The sequence below is a fragment of the Biomaibacter sp. TOL genome (assembly GCF_059717795.1).
This window is the reverse complement of record NZ_AP046092.1, coordinates 3408837-3426577: the sequence shown is the minus strand read 5'-3', so window position 1 is coordinate 3426577 and position 17741 is coordinate 3408837. Positions and strand designations below refer to the sequence as shown.

The window sequence follows — 17741 nt, the reverse complement described above, 5'->3', positions numbered from 1 at the left end:
TCCTCTTCCCACAAATATCGCTTTATAGTAATCTAAGACTATTTTACCTTACTTCGTTTGAGATTACAACATTCAAGCTTATAATAAATAAAATAATAAATTAAAAAAAGAAGCCGGGTTTGCCGGCTTAAAAAGCTTACTTTACCACTATATTTACAAGTTTACCAGGAACGGTAATCACCCTTACCACTTCTTTGCCCTCTATATGCGGCTTCAGTTTTTCACTGCTAAGAGCCCGCTGCTTCATCTCTTCATCGCTAATGCCTGCCGGAAGGCTTATTTTGCACTTCAATTTACCGTTTACCTGAACAACTATTTCAATTTCTTCCTCAGCAAGAGCCTCTTCGCTGTATTCTGGCCACGGCATGAGGTGGATGCTTTCCTCTTTGCCCATCCTTGCCCACAGCTCCTCGGTCATATGAGGGGCAAAGGGTGCCAGCAGCAAGAGCAGGTTTTCCACCGCTTCTTTCAGGACAGCTCCCGAAATTTTTTGATCTTTAACCGCATACAGGCCGTTTACCATTTCCATGATTGCACTTATTGCCGTATTGAAATTAAATCTTTCAGATATATCTGATGTAACCTTTTTTATGGTCCTGTGCACCAGGCGGCGCAAATCTTTATCGGTTTTTGACGCCGTATCTTCTTCATTAATTCTTTCAGAAAGTTCTTCCACCAGACGCCATACCCTCTGAAGGAACCTGAAGCAACCTTCCACGCCCTGGTCGCTCCATTCAAGATCTCTTTCCGGCGGCGACGCAAACAGGATGAAAAGCCTGGCAGTATCGGCGCCATATTTCTCGATGATATCCTCCGGGCTCACAATGTTGCCAAGGGATTTGGACATTTTGGCGCCATCTTTCAGCACCATGCCCTGGGTCAACAAGTTCACAAACGGTTCATCGACATGCACAAGACCTGCGTCGCGCATAGCCTTGTTGAAAAATCTGGAATACATCAGATGCAGTATAGCATGCTCAACACCGCCTATATACTGATCCACCGGCATCCAGTAATCAAGCTTTTCCCTGTCAAAGGGCTTTTGCGCATTTCTTGCATCCGTGTATCTATAATAGTACCAGGAGGAACACATGAAGGTATCCATGGTGTCCGTCTCCCGACGGGCCGGTCCTCCGCATTCGGGACATATCGTATTTAAAAATTCCTCGCATTCAAGGAGCGGCGAAGTTCCTCTAGGATTAAATTCCACATTTGGCGGAAGCATCACCGGCAGGTCTTTTTCCGGTACGGGCACCACGCCGCATTTTTCACAATATATTATAGGTATTGGCGCTCCCCAGTATCTCTGGCGGGAAATGAGCCAGTCTCTTAGTCTGTAGTTTACTTTGATGCGGCCTATTCCCTTCTGTTCCATATACTTACCAATGGCCTGGATGGCTTCAGTATTGTCCATTCCGTTAAATTTATCGGAATTAACAAGTATGCCCCTTCCCACATAGGCTTCAACCATCGCTGCTGCATCAGGAGTTTCTCCCTGAGGCGATACGACCACTTTTATCGGCAGGTTATATTTTTTCGCAAATTCGAAATCCCTCTGGTCGTGGGCGGGCACTCCCATAACCGCGCCGGTCCCATATTCCAAAAGTACATAGTTGGCCGTCCATATGGGAATTCTTTCGCCGTTCATGGGGTTTTCGGCATAGGCACCGATAAAAATCCCTTCCTTTTCGGTTTCAGTGGATGTTCTGGTTATTTCATTTAATTTTTCAATTCTTTTCTGAAATTCCTTAACCGCATTTTCCTGCGGTGTCCCGGCTGCAAGCTTATTCACCAGAGGATGCTCTGGTGCTAGAACAATATAGGAAACACCATATACGGTATCAGGCCGTGTGGTAAAAACTGGTATTTTTTCTTCGGTCCCTTCAACCGTAAAGGAAAACTCCACGCCTTCACTTCTGCCGATCCAGTTTTCCTGCATAGTCTTAACTTTGTCGGGCCAGCCTGGAAGTTTTTTCAGATCTTCCAGCAACTCATCGGCATAATCTGTTATCTTAAAAAACCACTGCTCCAAATCCTTTTTCCCAACCTCTGTGCCGCAGCGTTCACACCTGCCGTCCACCACCTGCTCGTTTGCAAGCACTGTGGCGCAGGATGGACACCAGTTTACAAAAGACTTTTTGCGATAGGCAAGTCCCATTTTATAGAGTTTCAGGAAAAACCACTGGGTCCATTTGTAGTAGTCGGGATGGCACGTGGCCACCTCCCGGTCCCAGTCGTAACTCAAACCAAGGCTTTTAAGCTGTCGTCTCATGTTGTCGATATTATCCCAGGTCCATTTTGAAGGCGGAATGCCATGTTTTATGGCGGCATTTTCAGCGGGAAGGCCAAAGGCATCCCACCCCATGGGATGCAGCACATTGTAGCCGTTCATTCTTTTAAATCTTGCCACCACATCTCCAATGGAATAATTTCTCACATGACCCATGTGAAGTTTCCCTGAAGGATAAGGAAACATCTCAAGGCAATAATACTTGGGTTTCTCCGAATCTTCTACCGCTCTGTAAAGTTTTTGTTCAGCCCATTTTTTTTGCCACTTGTTTTCGATGGCTTTAAAATCATAATTCAAGCCAAAATCCTCCTTTGAAGTGAAAATTTAAAATTTAAAAGCTCCTCAATCCCCTTTAGGGACGAGAAGCCTTCTCGCGGTACCACCCTAATTGGCTAAAAGCCCTGCTCTTTTGCCCTTTAACGCCTGCCGGCCATTTTCTACTAAAGGCGAGTTCAAGGCTTTTCCCTTCCGGATTTCCACCAGCCTCCGGTCTCTGAAAAAGGGTTGTCGCCTTTACTACTCCTTTTTGATATCTTTTTAGATATTATATGAAACATTGCGGCTTCTGTCAATATGTTCCTCTGTTTTTGGATTCCCACCTCATTTACGCCCTTTGACAATACAAGAATTAATTTTGTGGGCACCGTCCATACAGCCTATCTCTAATCTTTCAATCAGAGGAGTCTTCATGTTTTACTGCCGTGGTCACCCGACCGGCATCAGCCCACAAGCGTTCCAGCATGTAGTATTCCCTCTCATAAGTATAGAATATATGCACTATTACATCATAAAAATCCAGCAGGATCCATTTTGCTTCATCATATCCTTCCTTGCCCCGTAAAGTAAAGCCTTCTTCTATAAGTTTTTTCTCCACTTCGTCAGCCAGGGCTTTTACATGCACAAATGATTTTCCGGTGGCTATAACGAAGTAATCCGCCAGAATCGAAATCCTGCTTATATCCAGTATTACCACATCCTGACCCTTTTTATCTTCCAGAATTTTTGCTGCAATAATAGCGCACTCTTTAGGGTCTTTTGCCATCAATTTCCCTCCATCAATTTATATCTTTTCCGATTATCACAGTGGTTAAACCCGCTTGAAGCTGGGATTCTTCCTTCATCTGAGCGTTTGTAAAAATCCTTGCGATTTTTTCAGCATCATCTTTTTTTTCTTTTGGGTAAAGAATTGTGGTTGTTTCGTAGTCAAAACTGTCCGCATTGGCTATCCGGACCACCTTGAATCCATTTTGTTCCAGCACCCTGGCAATTCTGGAAGCTATACCCGAAGAACCATTTCCGTTCAACACAGCAACTTTTGAATATCCGCCATCAAAAAATATATTATCCACCATCTCGTTCATCTGGGCTTGGAACGGTATGAAATAGCTTATGCCCGAAATATATTTGCCTTCGCCAGGCAGCATAAAAGTTTCAATATTATCAGGCCCCACCTGTCTTGCCAGATTGGCAAGGCTTGCGATTGCCAAAGGTTCAATATCTGTCTCAACATTTTCCTGAATCGTATTTATAATCTTTGGCAATTTTAATAAAGTAGACGGTTTTAAAATAGTCTTGCCTACAGCCTCAATGAATTTTTGTTGAGCTTTTATTCTGTCAATATCTCCACCAGGATAGTGCCTGTACCTTACAAACTGTTCTGCCTTATCTCCATCCAATACCTGCAGTCCGGGTTTTAAATCAATGTGAAGATTGCCCGCATTGTCATCATATTTCATGGGCTTTTCTATATTTATTTCAACTCCGCCCAAAGCATCTACTATTTCTTTAAAACCTTTATAATTCACGACAACGTAGTTATGAATGGGAACGCCAAGTAAATCTTTGACGGTCTTCACAGCCAGGTCCGGACCGCCAAAAGCCATAGCCGCATTTATCTTCTCAATTCCCACTCCCTGAATTTTAACTCTGGTATCCCTTGGAATCGACAGCACCTTTATGTTTTTTTTATCCATATCTATGCTGAAAACCATCATCGTGTCCGACCTGTAACGGTTATGCTCTTCGCTAGCGCCTATTGTGCCGGCATCCACGCCCAGCAATAAAATATTCAGTCTGCCGCCTTTGATAAATTCATCGGTGTTTGTGCTTTGAGTATCAGGATTACCGGAGTTTGTCCTGTTCAAACTGTGAAATACATAATAAAAACCGCTGCCGACTGATAATACTATAAAAAGTATCGCAATCAATGAATATTTTAAAATTTTTTTCATGTTCTCTCCTCTCTCCCTTTACACAAAAGAATATAGTTTCTGGCGTTTACGGTTCTGGGATGTAACAGGCCCTGCCTTTCCATTACATATCTTACGGTCGAATCAAAAGCTGCGGTTAGGGCTTCATCCAAGTCCTTAAAAGCTTTTACCCTCAAGTTTTCGACGCCTGGAAAACATCTTCCCGGCTCAATATAATCGGAAATGAATATAATTTTTTCAAGCAATGTCATATTTTTATCCCCGGTAGTGTGCAATCTCACCGCATTGAGTATCTCTTCATCATGGATGTCAAAAACATCTCTTGCAATTTCTGCTCCCAGCGGTCCGTGAATCAATACGGGTTCGTGCTTTTGAATATCATCCAACAGTATACCAAAATTTTCAGCCATTTTCAACTGCGTATCCAATGGTATATCCCTTGCGCAGTCATGTATGAGTCCGGCAAGTTCAGCCTTTTCTGTATTTGCCCCATAGCGTCTGGCAAGTATCATAGAAGTTTCCATAACTCCGAGAGAATGTTTAAAACGGCTTTCCGTCATTGATTCTTTCAATTTTGAAATAATGCCATCAGGTACCATCTTTTCATCACCTGTAAATTCCATGCTTTTTAATATATATCTCAATACTTTCAGGAAGAAGGTATTTTATGGAAAGTCCTTCACGTACCCTTCTTCTAATTTCTGTCGATGATATATCCATACCGGTGACTTCCAGAGGATAGACTTCGCTGTTATACAATCTTTTTATTTCCTGAAGCTTTTGCTTCAATTTTTCCATCGGGTATCCAGGCCTTGTGGCGGCTATGAAAGTGCACATACTCAAGACTTCCCGCACATCTTTCCATGTCAGAATGTCCAGTACAGCGTCGGCGCCGCTTATAAAAAAAAGAGACGTATCTTTCCCGTATTCTTTTGCAAAATATCGCAAAGTATCTACAGTATAGGTATAACCTTTCCTATCTATTTCAACCCTAGAAACTTTAAAATAAGGATTATCGTTTATAGCAAGAGCGGTCATCAGGTATCTGTGCTCGGCGGAAGTGACAGTATAATCTTTTTTATGAGGCGGATTACCAGTGGGAGTGAAAATGACTTCATCCAGATTAAAATATATCCTAGCGGCTTCGGCTGTAACAAGGTGGCCGTAATGAATAGGGTCAAAAGTACCCCCCATTATTCCTACCCTATTCTTTTTAGACAAATTAAATCCTCCCCCAACAATTCTTTAAAAATTATACCATTCAAATGCGCATTTTTCAATTTACTCCAAATAATAAAATTCCGCATCGCCAATTTTGACACTGTCCCCTGGCTTTATGCCTTCTTTTTTAAGGGCTTCGTCTAGACCTATTTTTTTGAAAATCCTCTGAAGCCTTTTGACGGCAGATTCATTCTCCAGGTCTGTCATAGCCACAAGTTTTTCCACCATGTTTCCGGAAACGGTAAAAACCTGGCCCCCTTTGTTTATCTGAAAAGGTTCCTCTTCCTGAATTGCGTATTCTTTTATTTCTACAGTTTCAACTTTGTCCGGAATCTCATCCAATCTTTGCTGAATCTTCAATAAAAGTTCTTTCACTCCCTGCCCCGTGGCGCCGGAAATTGGTATCACTTCAAACCCTTCTTTTTTTAAGGTCGATTCGATCTTCGCATAATTCTCCCGGGCTTGAGGCAAGTCCATCTTGTTGGCTGCAACCAATTGTGGTTTTTTGGATAGGCTGAGACTGTATTGGGCCAGTTCTCTGTTTATTATGTAAAACCCTTCTATAGGATCGTTTTCCAACCCTGCTGCGTCTATTACATGCACCAGCAGTCTCGTGCGTTCCACATGCCTTAAAAACTCATGCCCCAATCCCATGCCTTCATGCGCACCCTCGATGAGGCCGGGGATATCCGCTACCACAAAGCTTCTCCCTTCTCTTTTGCCGGGGTCTACTACACCGAGGTTGGGAGATAATGTTGTAAAGGGATAATCTGCTATCTTGGGCCGTGCGGAAGTAATTCTTGACAAAAGCGTGGATTTGCCGGCATTCGGAAATCCGATTAAACCCACATCCGCAATAAGCTTTAATTCTAATAGAATCCAGCGTTCTTCTCCGGGTTCTCCCTTTTCCGCAAAATCCGGAGCCTTGTGAATCGAAGAGGCGAATCTTGCATTGCCGCGACCTCCACGGCCGCCCCTGGCGGCTATAAAAGTTTGGCCTTGTTCTACAAGGTCGGCCAGCACATCTCCAGTCTCCGGGTCCTTGACCACTGTCCCCGGCGGAACCCGGATAATTAAATCCTCGGCACTTTTGCCCATTTTATTCGAACCCTGCCCATGGTCTCCCCTCTCAGCCTTATAGTGTACTTTATATTTAAAATCCATAAGCGTGGAAAGACCCGAATCCACCTTTAGAATCACATCTCCACCCTTACCGCCATCACCACCGCTGGGACCTCCCCGTGGAACATATTTCTCGCGCCTGAAAGCCACAACGCCATTGCCTCCATCTCCACCTTTTACGTAAATCTTCGCCCTGTCTATGAACAATCAAATCACCTTTCTCTAATTTAGGAATTAGTCGTTATAAAGGATTCCCCTCTTTTATAAAATTATATAAAAAATTTTTGTCTTGAGTCAATTTTAAGCGGAAACGGAATCTTCATTGACAAAGCTAAACTCTACTCCGTTTTTGTTCAGTACTATCCTAACCTTTTTAGGACCAACAGTTTCATTTAACTTCGATGTGAAAGTATTTGCCGTTTTAATCAAATCTGCCGTGGGAACCCTTTTAATATTTACGTTTTCTTCTACATCTAACATTACGTCGATCTCAAACTGCCGGAAAAGGTTAACCACCTCCAACAGGCTACAAATTAACATAGGATTGTCCAAGTGACATATACGATCATACACATAGTCATTTTTTTTAATACTGTTTATGTAATTTATCACCCTATCATATTTTTTCAATTGTATCATGCCGTATATTATCTGCAGGTGATTGTGAAAATCGTGCCTCTGTGCGCGATAGGCTTTCAGCAGCTTCCACCATCTTGCATCCGGATTTCTGTATAACTCATTATACATAATCGAGCATTCGGAAATGAAAAGCAAAACACATAGACCCAAAATAATCTTGATCATAGGTTCCGACTTATTTATTGTTGACAGTAGAATAATAACAATTGCCTGTACACATAGTATCGCAATGATTAATTTGCGTCTTTGCAAAAAACCCAATCCTTTCATAGATATAATAGTAACACAGATATAATAGTAACACAGTGTTAATTCTATTTTTTTTTGTAATTTCCTGCTTCAAACCTACAATAAAAAAGCTCCTCATTACAAGGAGCTTACATTTGAGCGTATACGCTAACCTGTTTTTTGTCTCTACCGTTTTTCTCAAATTTAACATAACCGTCGACTTTGGCAAAAAGAGTATGGTCGACGCCTATCCCCACGTTTTTCCCTGGATAGACTCTGGTGCCTCTCTGCCGAACCAGGATGCTTCCCGCATTTACAAACTGTCCGTCAAACCTCTTGACTCCCAGACGCTTCGATTCGCTATCACGACCGTTTCGGGTACTGCCCATTCCTTTTTTATGAGCAAAAAGCTGTAAATTCATCTATAGCACCTCCTTTATAATCTTCACCTGAACAAATTTCGGATAGGATTTTGAAATGTCTTTAAGGCCCAGCAAAATTGTTTGCATAATGATATCGGCTTTTTCCCGGGCATTAACTGATACACCTCTGGGAATTTCCAATAATACATAGCCTTCTTCTTTTAAGATAAGCGGCTTAAATTCGCCGATGTTTTCGAGCCCCAGAATACATGTTTCAATAAGTGCCGACACACCGGCGCAAACTATATCTTTTCCATAATTCGCAAATTCCGCGTGCCCCGAAACCTTCAGGCGCATAAACTTTCCGGCTGAGTCTTTTACTGCTGTAATTGTTATCATCTTAAAATTCTATTTTTTCGATTTTAACCTCGGTAAAAGGCTGGCGGTGCCCCTGCTTTCTGCGGTAATTCTTTTTTGGCTTGTACTTGAAGACAATAATCTTTTCTCCTTTGCCATGCCTTAAAACAGTAGCTTTAACTCTTACGTTTTCAAGACATGGTTGACCTACCGAGAGCCGATCGTCTTTAGATAAAACCAGAACCCTGTCAAATTCGACAGTTTCGCCTTCATCGGCGGCAAGTTTTTCCACTTGTAGCACATCGCCTTCGGATACCCGATATTGTTTTCCACCGGTCTCTATAATTGCATACATAAATAAAAACACCCTCCTTAATATCTCGCCGAATCTTAAGGTCGGAACAAGCGAATCTACAGGGGCTTGCTCCCGTCAATACCCGATCCGTGCGGCAGGTGGCAAGCGAAAACCACCGATGTTATTTTAGCATAAGAGGGACTTTGTGTCAATGCCGGTTTCCAATGCTGAATAAACCGCAGCAGTTATATTGCCATGTTGCATAATTTAGTTATATCTTTTTGAAGTGGCCCTGGGAAAATGCCATACCAGCGTCTTCAGAGGTTCTTTTGATTCCCGCATATTTTCTCTTGATTCTTTTAAAGATTCTTTACTCTTGATTTCTTTAACAGCCTCTTTAAAATCAATTACTTTTTCGCTTGCAGAGTCATCATGGGAGCCATCATATTCGCCTATGTTATAAGATTCATCAAATGCTTTCTCTACAGGCTCTGTTATCTCCTTATCCGACGGAACACTTTCAGGAATCAGTATAGGTAAATTCTCCAGTTGTGATGACTGTTCTTGTTCTTTATCTTGAGTAGTATGCATGTCGGCAACCGTATTTTGCTTTGTTTTTAAATGAAGCCCCAGATTCAGATTTTTTTCCATAAATATCGAAAGCCCTAAAACGTTGGTCAATAACAGCATGTAAACAAGAGAAGATTTGCCGGCATTTCCCGAACCCGTTATCACATCCTGAAAACTTGCCATTGAAAAACCCCCTTAAATTATTTTTGCCGCCGGGCGGGAAGCGGCAGTCAGACAATGCCGCTTCCCGCCACCTAAAAGTTCTATCTTGATTATATATATGCTCAAAATATTTTTTATGACACTTATTCTGCTAAAACGAGCAATATCAACACTAAAAATATGATGAACGTATCATGCAAAGTGTCTTCAGACAAAATCAAAGAAGACCCCTCCTTACTCTGCTTTTCTATTTATAAAATATTCATCTGCGAACATTTAGTTGCATATTTACATGGTCATAGTTCCTTTATCGGTTTCGACAACTTTTAATATCTGTTCTTCAAATCCACTTTCAGCATTTATATAAATGAAATACCGTTCATCTTTCAGATTGCCGTCAACTTCATAACACAGTTTTTCCTTCATGGCGGGATCAGGAATTAGAGCTAGCCTGATTCTATTTACTTTTAGATTTTTATTTATTTTATCCATCACCTCTTGTTTTGAAAGTTTGACATGAGACAGATTTCTAGACCTGTGAAATGTCAGATAACTGGTAGAGTCAAACCCTACTATTTGACCGTTATCCAACGCCACCTCGGTCTTGATGAAATCAGGGTATAACAACACATCTTTCATTTTAGGAACAAAAGTTATTGTTACCGTACCATCCTGAGTAAGAGACCCGGTGGGCTCAAGATCAGTATATCCTCTGGAACCCAAGAATGTTCTGGCGTGATCGACTGCTTTACTTAAATCAATTTTTTGCGTCTCAATTGCTCTGGTATTTAAGTACCATATGACATGACCGCCTTTTTCACTGATATCCATCACTATTTCAGGAGTCTTTCCGCCTTTCCTGGTTAATTCGACACTATATGCCGGTATATTCCCCCTGGCTTTTCCGGTTATGCTGATATCATATTGCAATTTATCCGGATTATCTATAAAAGCCGCTGCGATATTTTTCGCCCTGGATTTCGTTATGGCGGAGCCAGTTATGCCCATGGGTTTTACATTTTCCACATGGTCCGAAAATGGACCGTCATAAGTTATTGTCGGTGCTTCGTCTTTTAATTTTTGGTCGATAATTGCAAATTTATCCGCCATTGCCTGGGGAAGTTTACTCATTTTGCCAGCGGCAAAAGCTCTGTTTTCCCATTTTATCCTGCCTGCAGCCACATCATCCTGAAGTTCCCGGAGTTTTTTACTTAAATCCTGAGAGTATTTTTTAAAATCCTCTATCTTTTTCCATTCTGCCTGCGTAACCTTTTGGCCATTCACTATTTTTTTGGAAAGACTGTATGAAAAATCTCCTAGTTGGGCAAAAAATTTTTGACTGTTGGTCATATCCCTTTGGCCCAGCGGAAGTTGGGAAAGGCTTGCCCTGGCTCCTTCCGCCTGGTGCCATATGGTTGTGAAAGTCATTATTCGCTGGGCGTCGGAAGAAGTCACAAGGCTTTTTGAAATAAGCAGATTCAGATTGTTTACCTGGTCTATAAGGTCAAAAAAGCCTCGTTGATATGAAGCTTCAAGTGCATTTTCCGCTGAATACGCCCTTTTTGACATCGACCAGAAGCCAAGGATTATCCCACCTGCCAGCAAAATACCGATTATCCAGAAATATGTCCTTTTCAAATTATCCCCTCCAAATCTATTTTCCAAATACATGCCTGCCTATTTGTGTCATCACGCGTCTAGTCCATATCCACGGGTTTACCCATTTATATGGATTCCAGAAATAAAGACTTCCATAAGTGGGATCCCATCCGTTCAGTGCCTCCCGGGCCGCATTGAAATTGCTTCGGCTGGGATATGAAGCCCATATCTGACCGTTGATTACTGATTCGAAAGCCCCCGGTTGAAAAATAACTCCGGCCACCGTCGAAGGAAATTTTGGATGCTTTGCACGATTTAAAATCACCGCCGCAACCCCGACCTGGCCCAGATAAGGTTCACCTCTGGCCTCCCCCGACACCAGCCTTGCAAGAAGCATGTAGTCGCCGTTCCATGAAGAAACGGCATAATCTTCAACTTTGGTTTTAGAAGTGTGTGTTGCGATATTTTTGTTGTAAGAAGCAAATATGCCCAATGTAATCAAAATAACTAACAAAACTAATATGAACTTGTATGCTCTGGTCAATATAAAACACCACCTTGCTTTTTTTTTAGTTTGTGACATTTTCAAATCATTATTCTGGTACCATTTAATGCTCTTTATTCATATAATATTTTAGAAACGCTTTTTAAGGAGGGGATCCTTTGATAAAAGAAAATAATAAAAAAACCCCCCCAACCGCCCCAAAGCCCAACCCTTATACACTTTTTCTTATTTTGATACTGTTAATCAATTCGACAGGAAACACGTGTATTTTTAAAAAAGGTAAAAAAAATAATCTGTAGGACCGGGAGGGCAGAAAATGAAAATTTTAACACTTGCGGAAGACGATATGCAGATTTTAAAGGCAATTAAACCTTTTATGAGTCCTAAAGGCCAGGGAATTATTGAAACATTCGTTACTGTTATGAACATTTTCAAGCCATCGGAACCGCAGCAAAAAATAAACATAGACGCTCTTGTTGATTTTTTAACAATCATGAACCAATCCTTTGAAAGCCAAAAAGCGCATCAAAAAGTTGAGGCAAATAAGTCTGAAGGACAAAATGCTTCACCAAAATCTCAAGATGTGGGAAATCTCTTAAACGTATTGGCAGATAAAAATAACACGAATAATGCGAGGAGGTGCTAATATGGATAATAGAGCGGTATTCTCACTTTTTCTGATCCTTATTTTACTGTCCTTCTCTGATGGCGCATCAGCTAAAGGCGCTGCTGATACAAAAAAGACTGAAGTAAAGGCAACTTCAAAATAATTTTTAGGGCTAAAAGCCCTAATTTTTGTTCATCATTCACATTTTGAGCACATATACTTTATTGATGAAAGTAAGGGAGGTGTTAAAGTGCTTGGTGATATGGAAAAAATGGCTAAAATTTTTCAGGATGAAATAGTTCATTTAAAAGAGCAATTGAAAAATGCTTTTTTCACGGAGGAATCTTCTGACGGCAAGGTCATTATAACAGTAAATGGCCTCGAAGAAATAGTAAAAGTCAATTTCAGTGTTGAAGATCTGGATCCCGAAATTAAGAACTCTCTGGAACGCTCAACAGTCGAAGCAACCAATAGGGTTCTTGCCAAAGTAAAAGACCACTTAAAACAGAAATTCTCCAATACCGGCCTTTTTGGAGGGATATAATTGGCTGAAAGTGATAACAATCCCAAAACCGACCTTTTGACCACGATAATGGATGTCATTCACGGAAGGCATGGTCAGAGTATAAATGAGCTTGTGAGCTTGCTGGCCTTGAGCAACTTGCTGGGTATTATAAGTTTCCTTAATTCTCAAGACATAAAACTTGACATCGGTTCTTCTTCAAAATCCAGCAGTGCAGACCTGAAAGAAATAGCCATGAACCTTTTAGGTTCTATGGGCGGCGGTTCTCCCGACAAAAAGATAAACCCCGCCATGCTTTTAAATCTTTTAAAGACAATGTCTTCCGGGGAAGGATCCTCCTCGGAGGCGAAAAACGGTGAAAAAAGCGAAAACAAGCCGAAGAATTAAAAGATGAAGCCGTGCTTTACACACGGCTTCATTTCAAGTTTAGTTCATCAGTCATCAGAGAAGAACAGGAGAATCAGTATTAAAAATAAGGCAAATGCCATTCTGCTGTCAAATCCGCCAAAGCCTCCCATCTCTATCCTCCTTTCTCTGTTTATTCCGCTTTATTCATATTAATCATCGCCAAAGAAGAGGAGTATCAATATCAGGAACAGTGCAAATGCCATTCTTCCTCCAAAGAATCCATCTGCCATATTTGAAAACCTCCTTTGATTTTAGCTTAATATAATATATGCACTATATATGGAGGCGGTTACTAATGCCTTGTATTTAGACTGAAATCGACCGCATATAAAAAAGCGGTACCTTGTATAACGGTACCGCCTTAAAAAATCATATTAGTCTTGCTCTGGCGTACGTCCGAAAGGTTTTATATATTTCCACCCGAACTTTTTCTCCAATTAGGTCCGCTCCTTCTTCCACATCTATGACATAACCGTCGACCCTAGCAATGCCGTCGTTGGGGTTTGATACATGAACTTCTTCTATGACTACGTCCATGATTTGACCTTCTCGCACCGGCATCGCTAGGTTTTCAAGCTTCGTCCTGCTTCCTACGGCTTTTATCCTGATTTCTTCAGGGTGAAGACTATCATTGCCTTTAATAAAAATATACTTTTCATATCGGCTTTCCATCTGAGATAGCCGGTTCCCACCGCTTCCAATCACCACCGCCGCCACCGAAGGGTGCACTTCCAATAATACCGCTTCTCCTTTCCGTTCACGGAATACTCTGTCAAGTTCCCTTTCCACTTTTTTTGCGACTGTGTCTTCAGATAAGATCCTGCCTCTGCCTTCACAATAAGGACAGATTTTTTCAAGCACTTCGTCCAGACTCTGGCGCACCTTTTTCCGGGTTATCTCCACAAGACCCAGTTGAGTCAGGCCAAGTATGTGAGCCCTGGTCCTGTCTTTTTTTAATTCTTCTGCCAGTGCAGAAAGCACCATTTTTTGATGTTCCTGGGAAGTCATGTCAATAAAATCGATTATTATAATACCGCCGATGTCACGCAACCTCAACTGCCTTGCTATTTCACGGGCCGCTTCAAGATTTGTCTTTAAAACAGTATCTTCCAGATCTACACTTCCTACAAACTTGCCGGTATTGACATCTATTGCGGTTAATGCTTCCGTCCTGTCTATCACAATATATCCGCCGCATTGAAGCCATACTTTACGCTGGAGAGCTCTATCAATCTCCGATTCGATATTAAAATATTCAAAAATTTCTTCCTGGCCTCTGTAAAAGATTACCCTGTCTTTTAATGTCGGTGAAAGTACTGACAACAGTTCCTGAACCTTTTCGTATTCATAGGAACTGTTTATGTAGAACTTGCTGATTTCGGGAGTAAAGAGGTCTCTTACTATTCTCGATATCAGATTCATATCTTTATAAATAAGTTTCGGAGAAGCACATTTTTTTTGTCTTTGCAGTATATCATCCCACTGCTTCTTTAAAAAATCTATATCGGCTTTTAACTCGTCTTTACCGATGCCTTCAGCAACGGTTCTTACTATAATGCCCATATGAGGGGGCCGAATACTTTCCGCCAGGAATTTGAGACGGTTTCTTTCATCATCTTTTTCTATGCGTCTTGATATACCAACATAGTCTACAGTCGGCATAAGCACAACATAGCGACCGGGGATTGTAATGTTTGTTGATACTCTCGCACCCTTGGTCCCGATAGGTTCTTTTACGACCTGTACCAGCACATCCTGCCCCACTTTAAGCATATCCTTAATGGATACTTTTTTTAAGCCTTCTATCAGCTCTTCATCTTCTGGCCCAGACGCCTCGAAGTTTAAATTTATATCCCCGGCATATAGAAAGGCATTCTTGCCCAGACCGATATCTATAAATGCGGCTTGCATCCCTGGCAAAACATTTGCCACCTTTCCCTTATAAATATTTCCGACCACACGTTCATTATTGATTTTCTCCACATAGATTTCCGAAAGTTCCCTTTCTTCCAGCACAGCCAAACGGATCTGGTCTCTGTTTACATCTACAACGATCTCCTTTGACATGAATTTTCAGCTCCTCAAAATGGCAAAAATTTATCATAACGGGGGAAAAGCTTTTCCTTCTTTTAATAAATATAAATCTTCCCTGTGGACATGTTTTACTTTTAATTCTTTCGAAAGATATTTACCCAATTCTTTTACTATCAAATCGGGAGATACGCCGCCCCCCTGGCCTATCGCCATTTTCATCACAAGTAAAATCTCATCGGCATTATTACTCAATACTTCAATGCTATAAATGAGTGGGGCTATATTCACTTTTTTTATTCCTTTTTTTGAAACTTTTTCTACGATTATTTCCTTTTTCTTCATGAGCTCGTCCGCCGCCCTCACTATATCTTCTTTTATAAAATTTCCCGATATTGTTACAGTATATAGTGCGGCGTTAATTTCTGAAAGAGCGTATTTTCCATCGGAACTACCGGTTTTTAATATCTTCAGTCCCTTCGGCAAACTGGAATTTAAACGGTTCAATACCTCCTGGGCAGGAATATCTTCATAAAACTCCGCATCCATGTATTCGCTGCTGCTGGTGACCCCGACGGATAACGCCGGAGAAAAGGTCAATCTGGGATGGGGAGTAAATCCTTCCGAATACGCAAGGGGAAGCTTCGCTCTGCGGAATGCTCGTTCAAACGTGCGCATCATATCAAGATGTGAAATATATTTTACCGGGTCAGCCTTTTCAAATTTTATTCTGAGCTTCACAAAAACCACCACCTTTCAATCTCATTATACCGCAGGCATGACACCGGTTAAACCTGCAATCCGGAGTGGTTACTCCATTTTTTGATTTTTCGCGTTCCTTCAGCAGATATTCTCTATCAATACCGGCATCGATTATTTCCCATGGGAACAGTTCGTCCGTTTTTCTTTCCCTGTTTGCATAAAACTCTGGAGAAATGCCGGCTTCATTAAAGGCAGACAACCACTTTTCAAAGGAAAAAATCTCGTTCCAGCCGTCAAACCTGCAACCTTTCTCATGGGCTAGCTTTAATACCTTCCCCAATTTTCTGTCCCCTCTTGAAAAGACCGCTTCAAGAAAACTCAACCTGCCGTCGTGCCAGCTGTAGGATATGTTCTTTAATTTTAACAATGTTTTTAACAATTTCTGTCGCCTTTCAATCTCGGGAAGTGAAATCTGGGGTTCCCATTGAAAAGGTGTGAATGCCTTGGGAACAAATGTAGATGTGCTCACGGTCACTCGCAAGCCGCCAGTCGACCCTTTAACCTGCCTGTAGACATCGACCACACCCTGAGCAAGCTTTGCTATGCCCTCAATATCTTCATCGGTTTCTGTAGGAAGTCCTATCATAAAATATAGTTTCACAGAATTCCACCCGCATGAAAAGGCATCTTTCACGGAAGCCATCAGGTCTTTTTCGGTAACCCCTTTGTTGATTACGTCTCTCAGCCTTTGGGTCCCGGCTTCCGGCGCAAAGGTAAGCCCGCTCTTTCTTATTTCCTGGACCTTCCTGGCAAGCTGAACAGAAAAAGCATCAATTCTGAGAGACGGCAGCGAGAGCCCGACCTGGCAGTTTCGGAATTCATCGGTCAGGATTTCCGTAAGTTCCTTCAATGAAGAATAATCGCTGGTACTCAACGACGCAAGTGAAATTTCCCCGTAACCGGTCTGTTCAATGATGTTTTTTGCCAGTTTCGTCAGCCGCCCCACAGATTTTTCCCTGACCGGCCTGTAAATCATCCCCGCTTGACAGAATCGGCAGCCGCGGGTACATCCCCTGAAAATTTCCAGCATAGCCCTGTCATGTATGATATCCAGATAAGGGACTATAAATTTTGTAGGGTAATATACCTCATCTAAATTTCTTATGACTCGTTTCTGAACTCTATCAGGAATACCGCTTTTATTAGGAAAAATATTATCTATGGTCCCATCATCATTATATGATACATCATACAATGATGGCACATAAACCCCGGGAACGCAGGCAACCGCTTCAAGAAACTTTCTGCGTTTTTCACCCCTTTCCATGAAATTCTTGTACAAGTCGATTATTTCAAGAATTGCTTCCTCCGCTTCCCCTATAACGAAAAAATCTATTATATCGGCCAGCGGTTCAGGATTATATGCGCATGGACCGCCTGCGATAACAATAGGGTGCTCATCGGATCTATCCTTTGAAAAAATCGGGATACCCGACAGGTCAAGCATATTTATTATATTGGTGTAGCTCATCTCATACTGGAGTGTAAACCCCAAAAAATCAAATTTTTTTAAAGGAGTCCTGCTTTCAAGGCTGAAAAGCGGTATTCCATTTTTCCTCATGAGCTCTTCAAAGTCCACCCACGGTGCAAAAACCCTCTCTGCATAAACATCTTCTTGTTCATTGAGAAGATGATATAGTATTTTAATACCGAGATGCGACATCCCCACTTCATAGATGTCGGGAAAAGCCAGAGCAATATGAACTTTCATTTTCTCTACCGATTTATGGACGCTGTTATATTCGTTGCCTGTATAACGGGTTGGTTTTGATACCTTCAATAGATTTTCTTCTAGCCACCGGTTTATTTCCAAAGTTATGCCTCCCAAAAATTTATATGTATGATTTTGG

Annotated in this window: 21 protein-coding genes; 4 read left to right on the top strand and 17 right to left on the bottom strand. The window is 41.6% G+C overall.

Translation table 11 applies throughout. The features are described from left to right. Positions 1–136: 136 nt before the first annotated feature. The 14 genes from leuS to AC6I1H_RS16765 form a co-directional block, all read right to left on the bottom strand. Complete coding sequence (gene leuS, locus AC6I1H_RS16830; protein WP_497738670.1) at positions 137–2587, bottom strand: leucine--tRNA ligase; 2451 nt, start codon at positions 2585–2587, stop codon at positions 137–139. Between the two features lie 155 nt (positions 2588–2742). Beyond that, complete coding sequence (locus AC6I1H_RS16825; protein ID WP_497738669.1) at positions 2743–2934, bottom strand: hypothetical protein; 192 nt, start codon at positions 2932–2934, stop codon at positions 2743–2745. A 26-nt stretch (positions 2935–2960) separates the two neighbouring features. After that, complete coding sequence (gene rsfS, locus AC6I1H_RS16820; RefSeq protein ID WP_497738668.1) at positions 2961–3332, bottom strand: ribosome silencing factor; 372 nt, start codon at positions 3330–3332, stop codon at positions 2961–2963. A gap of 13 nt (positions 3333–3345) precedes the next feature. After that, the gene (locus AC6I1H_RS16815; RefSeq protein WP_497738667.1) at positions 3346–4521 is read right to left on the bottom strand and encodes an LCP family protein; all 1176 of its coding nucleotides are present in this window, start codon (positions 4519–4521) and stop codon (positions 3346–3348) included. Continuing rightward, positions 4518–5099, bottom strand: a complete 582-nt coding sequence (yqeK, locus tag AC6I1H_RS16810; RefSeq protein WP_497738666.1) for a bis(5'-nucleosyl)-tetraphosphatase (symmetrical) YqeK — start codon at positions 5097–5099, stop codon at positions 4518–4520. Before yqeK ends, AC6I1H_RS16815 begins: the two co-directional genes overlap by 4 nt. A 7-nt stretch (positions 5100–5106) precedes the next feature. Next, a complete protein-coding gene (gene nadD, locus AC6I1H_RS16805) occupies positions 5107–5721 on the bottom strand; it encodes a nicotinate-nucleotide adenylyltransferase (protein ID WP_497738665.1) in 615 nt (204 codons plus the stop codon). 60 nt (positions 5722–5781) lie between these two features. Continuing rightward, positions 5782–7050 carry a GTPase ObgE gene (obgE, locus tag AC6I1H_RS16800; RefSeq protein WP_497738664.1) on the bottom strand — a complete coding sequence of 423 codons (1269 nt, stop codon included), beginning with the start codon at positions 7048–7050 and terminating at the stop codon, positions 5782–5784. A gap of 93 nt (positions 7051–7143) precedes the next feature. Then, the gene (locus tag AC6I1H_RS16795; protein WP_497738663.1) at positions 7144–7590 is read right to left on the bottom strand and encodes a Spo0B domain-containing protein; all 447 of its coding nucleotides are present in this window, start codon (positions 7588–7590) and stop codon (positions 7144–7146) included. A 269-nt stretch (positions 7591–7859) separates the two neighbouring features. Next, positions 7860–8132 carry a 50S ribosomal protein L27 gene (gene rpmA, locus AC6I1H_RS16790; protein WP_497738662.1) on the bottom strand — a complete coding sequence of 91 codons (273 nt, stop codon included), beginning with the start codon at positions 8130–8132 and terminating at the stop codon, positions 7860–7862. Continuing rightward, positions 8133–8471 (bottom strand): ribosomal-processing cysteine protease Prp, encoded by a 339-nt coding sequence (locus tag AC6I1H_RS16785; RefSeq protein ID WP_497738661.1) that lies wholly within the window; start codon positions 8469–8471, stop codon positions 8133–8135. It abuts the gene before it with no gap. A 1-nt stretch (position 8472) separates the two neighbouring features. After that, positions 8473–8784, bottom strand: coding sequence for a 50S ribosomal protein L21 (rplU, locus tag AC6I1H_RS16780; RefSeq protein WP_497738660.1), 312 nt, complete (start codon positions 8782–8784; stop codon positions 8473–8475). Between the two features lie 207 nt (positions 8785–8991). Then, the gene (locus AC6I1H_RS16775; RefSeq protein WP_497738659.1) at positions 8992–9477 is read right to left on the bottom strand and encodes a hypothetical protein; all 486 of its coding nucleotides are present in this window, start codon (positions 9475–9477) and stop codon (positions 8992–8994) included. Between the two features lie 267 nt (positions 9478–9744). Continuing rightward, positions 9745–11094: a germination protein YpeB gene (gene ypeB, locus AC6I1H_RS16770; protein ID WP_497738658.1), complete on the bottom strand. Its 1350-nt coding sequence runs from the start codon at positions 11092–11094 to the stop codon at positions 9745–9747. A gap of 16 nt (positions 11095–11110) precedes the next feature. After that, positions 11111–11599 (bottom strand): cell wall hydrolase, encoded by a 489-nt coding sequence (locus AC6I1H_RS16765; RefSeq protein ID WP_497738657.1) that lies wholly within the window; start codon positions 11597–11599, stop codon positions 11111–11113. A gap of 277 nt (positions 11600–11876) precedes the next feature. Between AC6I1H_RS16765 and AC6I1H_RS16760 the strand changes: the two genes are divergently transcribed. The 4 genes from AC6I1H_RS16760 to AC6I1H_RS16745 all read left to right on the top strand — a co-directional run bounded on the left by AC6I1H_RS16760 (position 11877) and on the right by AC6I1H_RS16745 (position 13077). Then, entirely contained in the window at positions 11877–12206 is a 330-nt protein-coding gene (locus tag AC6I1H_RS16760) for a hypothetical protein (RefSeq protein ID WP_497738656.1), read from the top strand. Between the two features lies 1 nt (position 12207). Next, positions 12208–12330 (top strand): hypothetical protein, encoded by a 123-nt coding sequence (locus AC6I1H_RS16755; RefSeq protein ID WP_497738655.1) that lies wholly within the window; start codon positions 12208–12210, stop codon positions 12328–12330. Between the two features lie 87 nt (positions 12331–12417). Further along, a complete protein-coding gene (locus tag AC6I1H_RS16750; RefSeq protein ID WP_497738654.1) occupies positions 12418–12711 on the top strand; it encodes a YbaB/EbfC family nucleoid-associated protein in 294 nt (97 codons plus the stop codon). Next, positions 12712–13077: a hypothetical protein gene (locus tag AC6I1H_RS16745; RefSeq protein WP_497738653.1), complete on the top strand. Its 366-nt coding sequence runs from the start codon at positions 12712–12714 to the stop codon at positions 13075–13077. 390 nt (positions 13078–13467) lie between these two features. Here AC6I1H_RS16745 and AC6I1H_RS16740 read toward each other — a convergent pair whose 3' ends face one another. The 3 genes from AC6I1H_RS16740 to AC6I1H_RS16730 are packed head-to-tail and all read right to left on the bottom strand — an operon-like array spanning position 13468 to position 17704. Beyond that, positions 13468–15165, bottom strand: coding sequence for an Rne/Rng family ribonuclease (locus AC6I1H_RS16740; RefSeq protein WP_497738652.1), 1698 nt, complete (start codon positions 15163–15165; stop codon positions 13468–13470). A 33-nt stretch (positions 15166–15198) separates the two neighbouring features. Next, a complete protein-coding gene (locus AC6I1H_RS16735) occupies positions 15199–15870 on the bottom strand; it encodes a TIGR03936 family radical SAM-associated protein (protein WP_497738651.1) in 672 nt (223 codons plus the stop codon). Beyond that, on the bottom strand, positions 15848–17704 hold the full coding sequence (locus AC6I1H_RS16730; protein ID WP_497738650.1) for a TIGR03960 family B12-binding radical SAM protein: 1857 nt from the start codon (positions 17702–17704) through the stop codon (positions 15848–15850). Before AC6I1H_RS16730 ends, AC6I1H_RS16735 begins: the two co-directional genes overlap by 23 nt. Between the last annotated feature and the right edge of the window lie 37 nt (positions 17705–17741).

Excerpts from the sequence above, each read along its gene's own strand:
- rsfS (WP_497738668.1), bottom strand. The coding sequence starts at position 3,332 with ATGGCAAAAGACCCTAAAGAGTGCGCTATTATTGCAGCAAAAATTCTG.
- AC6I1H_RS16815 (WP_497738667.1), bottom strand. The coding sequence starts at position 4,521 with ATGAAAAAAATTTTAAAATATTCATTGATTGCGATACTTTTTATAGTA.
- yqeK (WP_497738666.1), bottom strand. The coding sequence starts at position 5,099 with ATGGTACCTGATGGCATTATTTCAAAATTGAAAGAATCAATGACGGAA.
- AC6I1H_RS16795 (WP_497738663.1), bottom strand. The coding sequence starts at position 7,590 with ATGTATAATGAGTTATACAGAAATCCGGATGCAAGATGGTGGAAGCTG.
- rpmA (WP_497738662.1), bottom strand. The coding sequence starts at position 8,132 with ATGAATTTACAGCTTTTTGCTCATAAAAAAGGAATGGGCAGTACCCGA.
- AC6I1H_RS16785 (WP_497738661.1), bottom strand. The coding sequence starts at position 8,471 with ATGATAACAATTACAGCAGTAAAAGACTCAGCCGGAAAGTTTATGCGC.
- rplU (WP_497738660.1), bottom strand. The coding sequence starts at position 8,784 with ATGTATGCAATTATAGAGACCGGTGGAAAACAATATCGGGTATCCGAA.
- AC6I1H_RS16775 (WP_497738659.1), bottom strand. The coding sequence starts at position 9,477 with ATGGCAAGTTTTCAGGATGTGATAACGGGTTCGGGAAATGCCGGCAAA.
- AC6I1H_RS16760 (WP_497738656.1), top strand. The coding sequence starts at position 11,877 with ATGAAAATTTTAACACTTGCGGAAGACGATATGCAGATTTTAAAGGCA.
- AC6I1H_RS16755 (WP_497738655.1), top strand. The coding sequence starts at position 12,208 with ATGGATAATAGAGCGGTATTCTCACTTTTTCTGATCCTTATTTTACTG.
- AC6I1H_RS16740 (WP_497738652.1), bottom strand. The coding sequence starts at position 15,165 with ATGTCAAAGGAGATCGTTGTAGATGTAAACAGAGACCAGATCCGTTTG.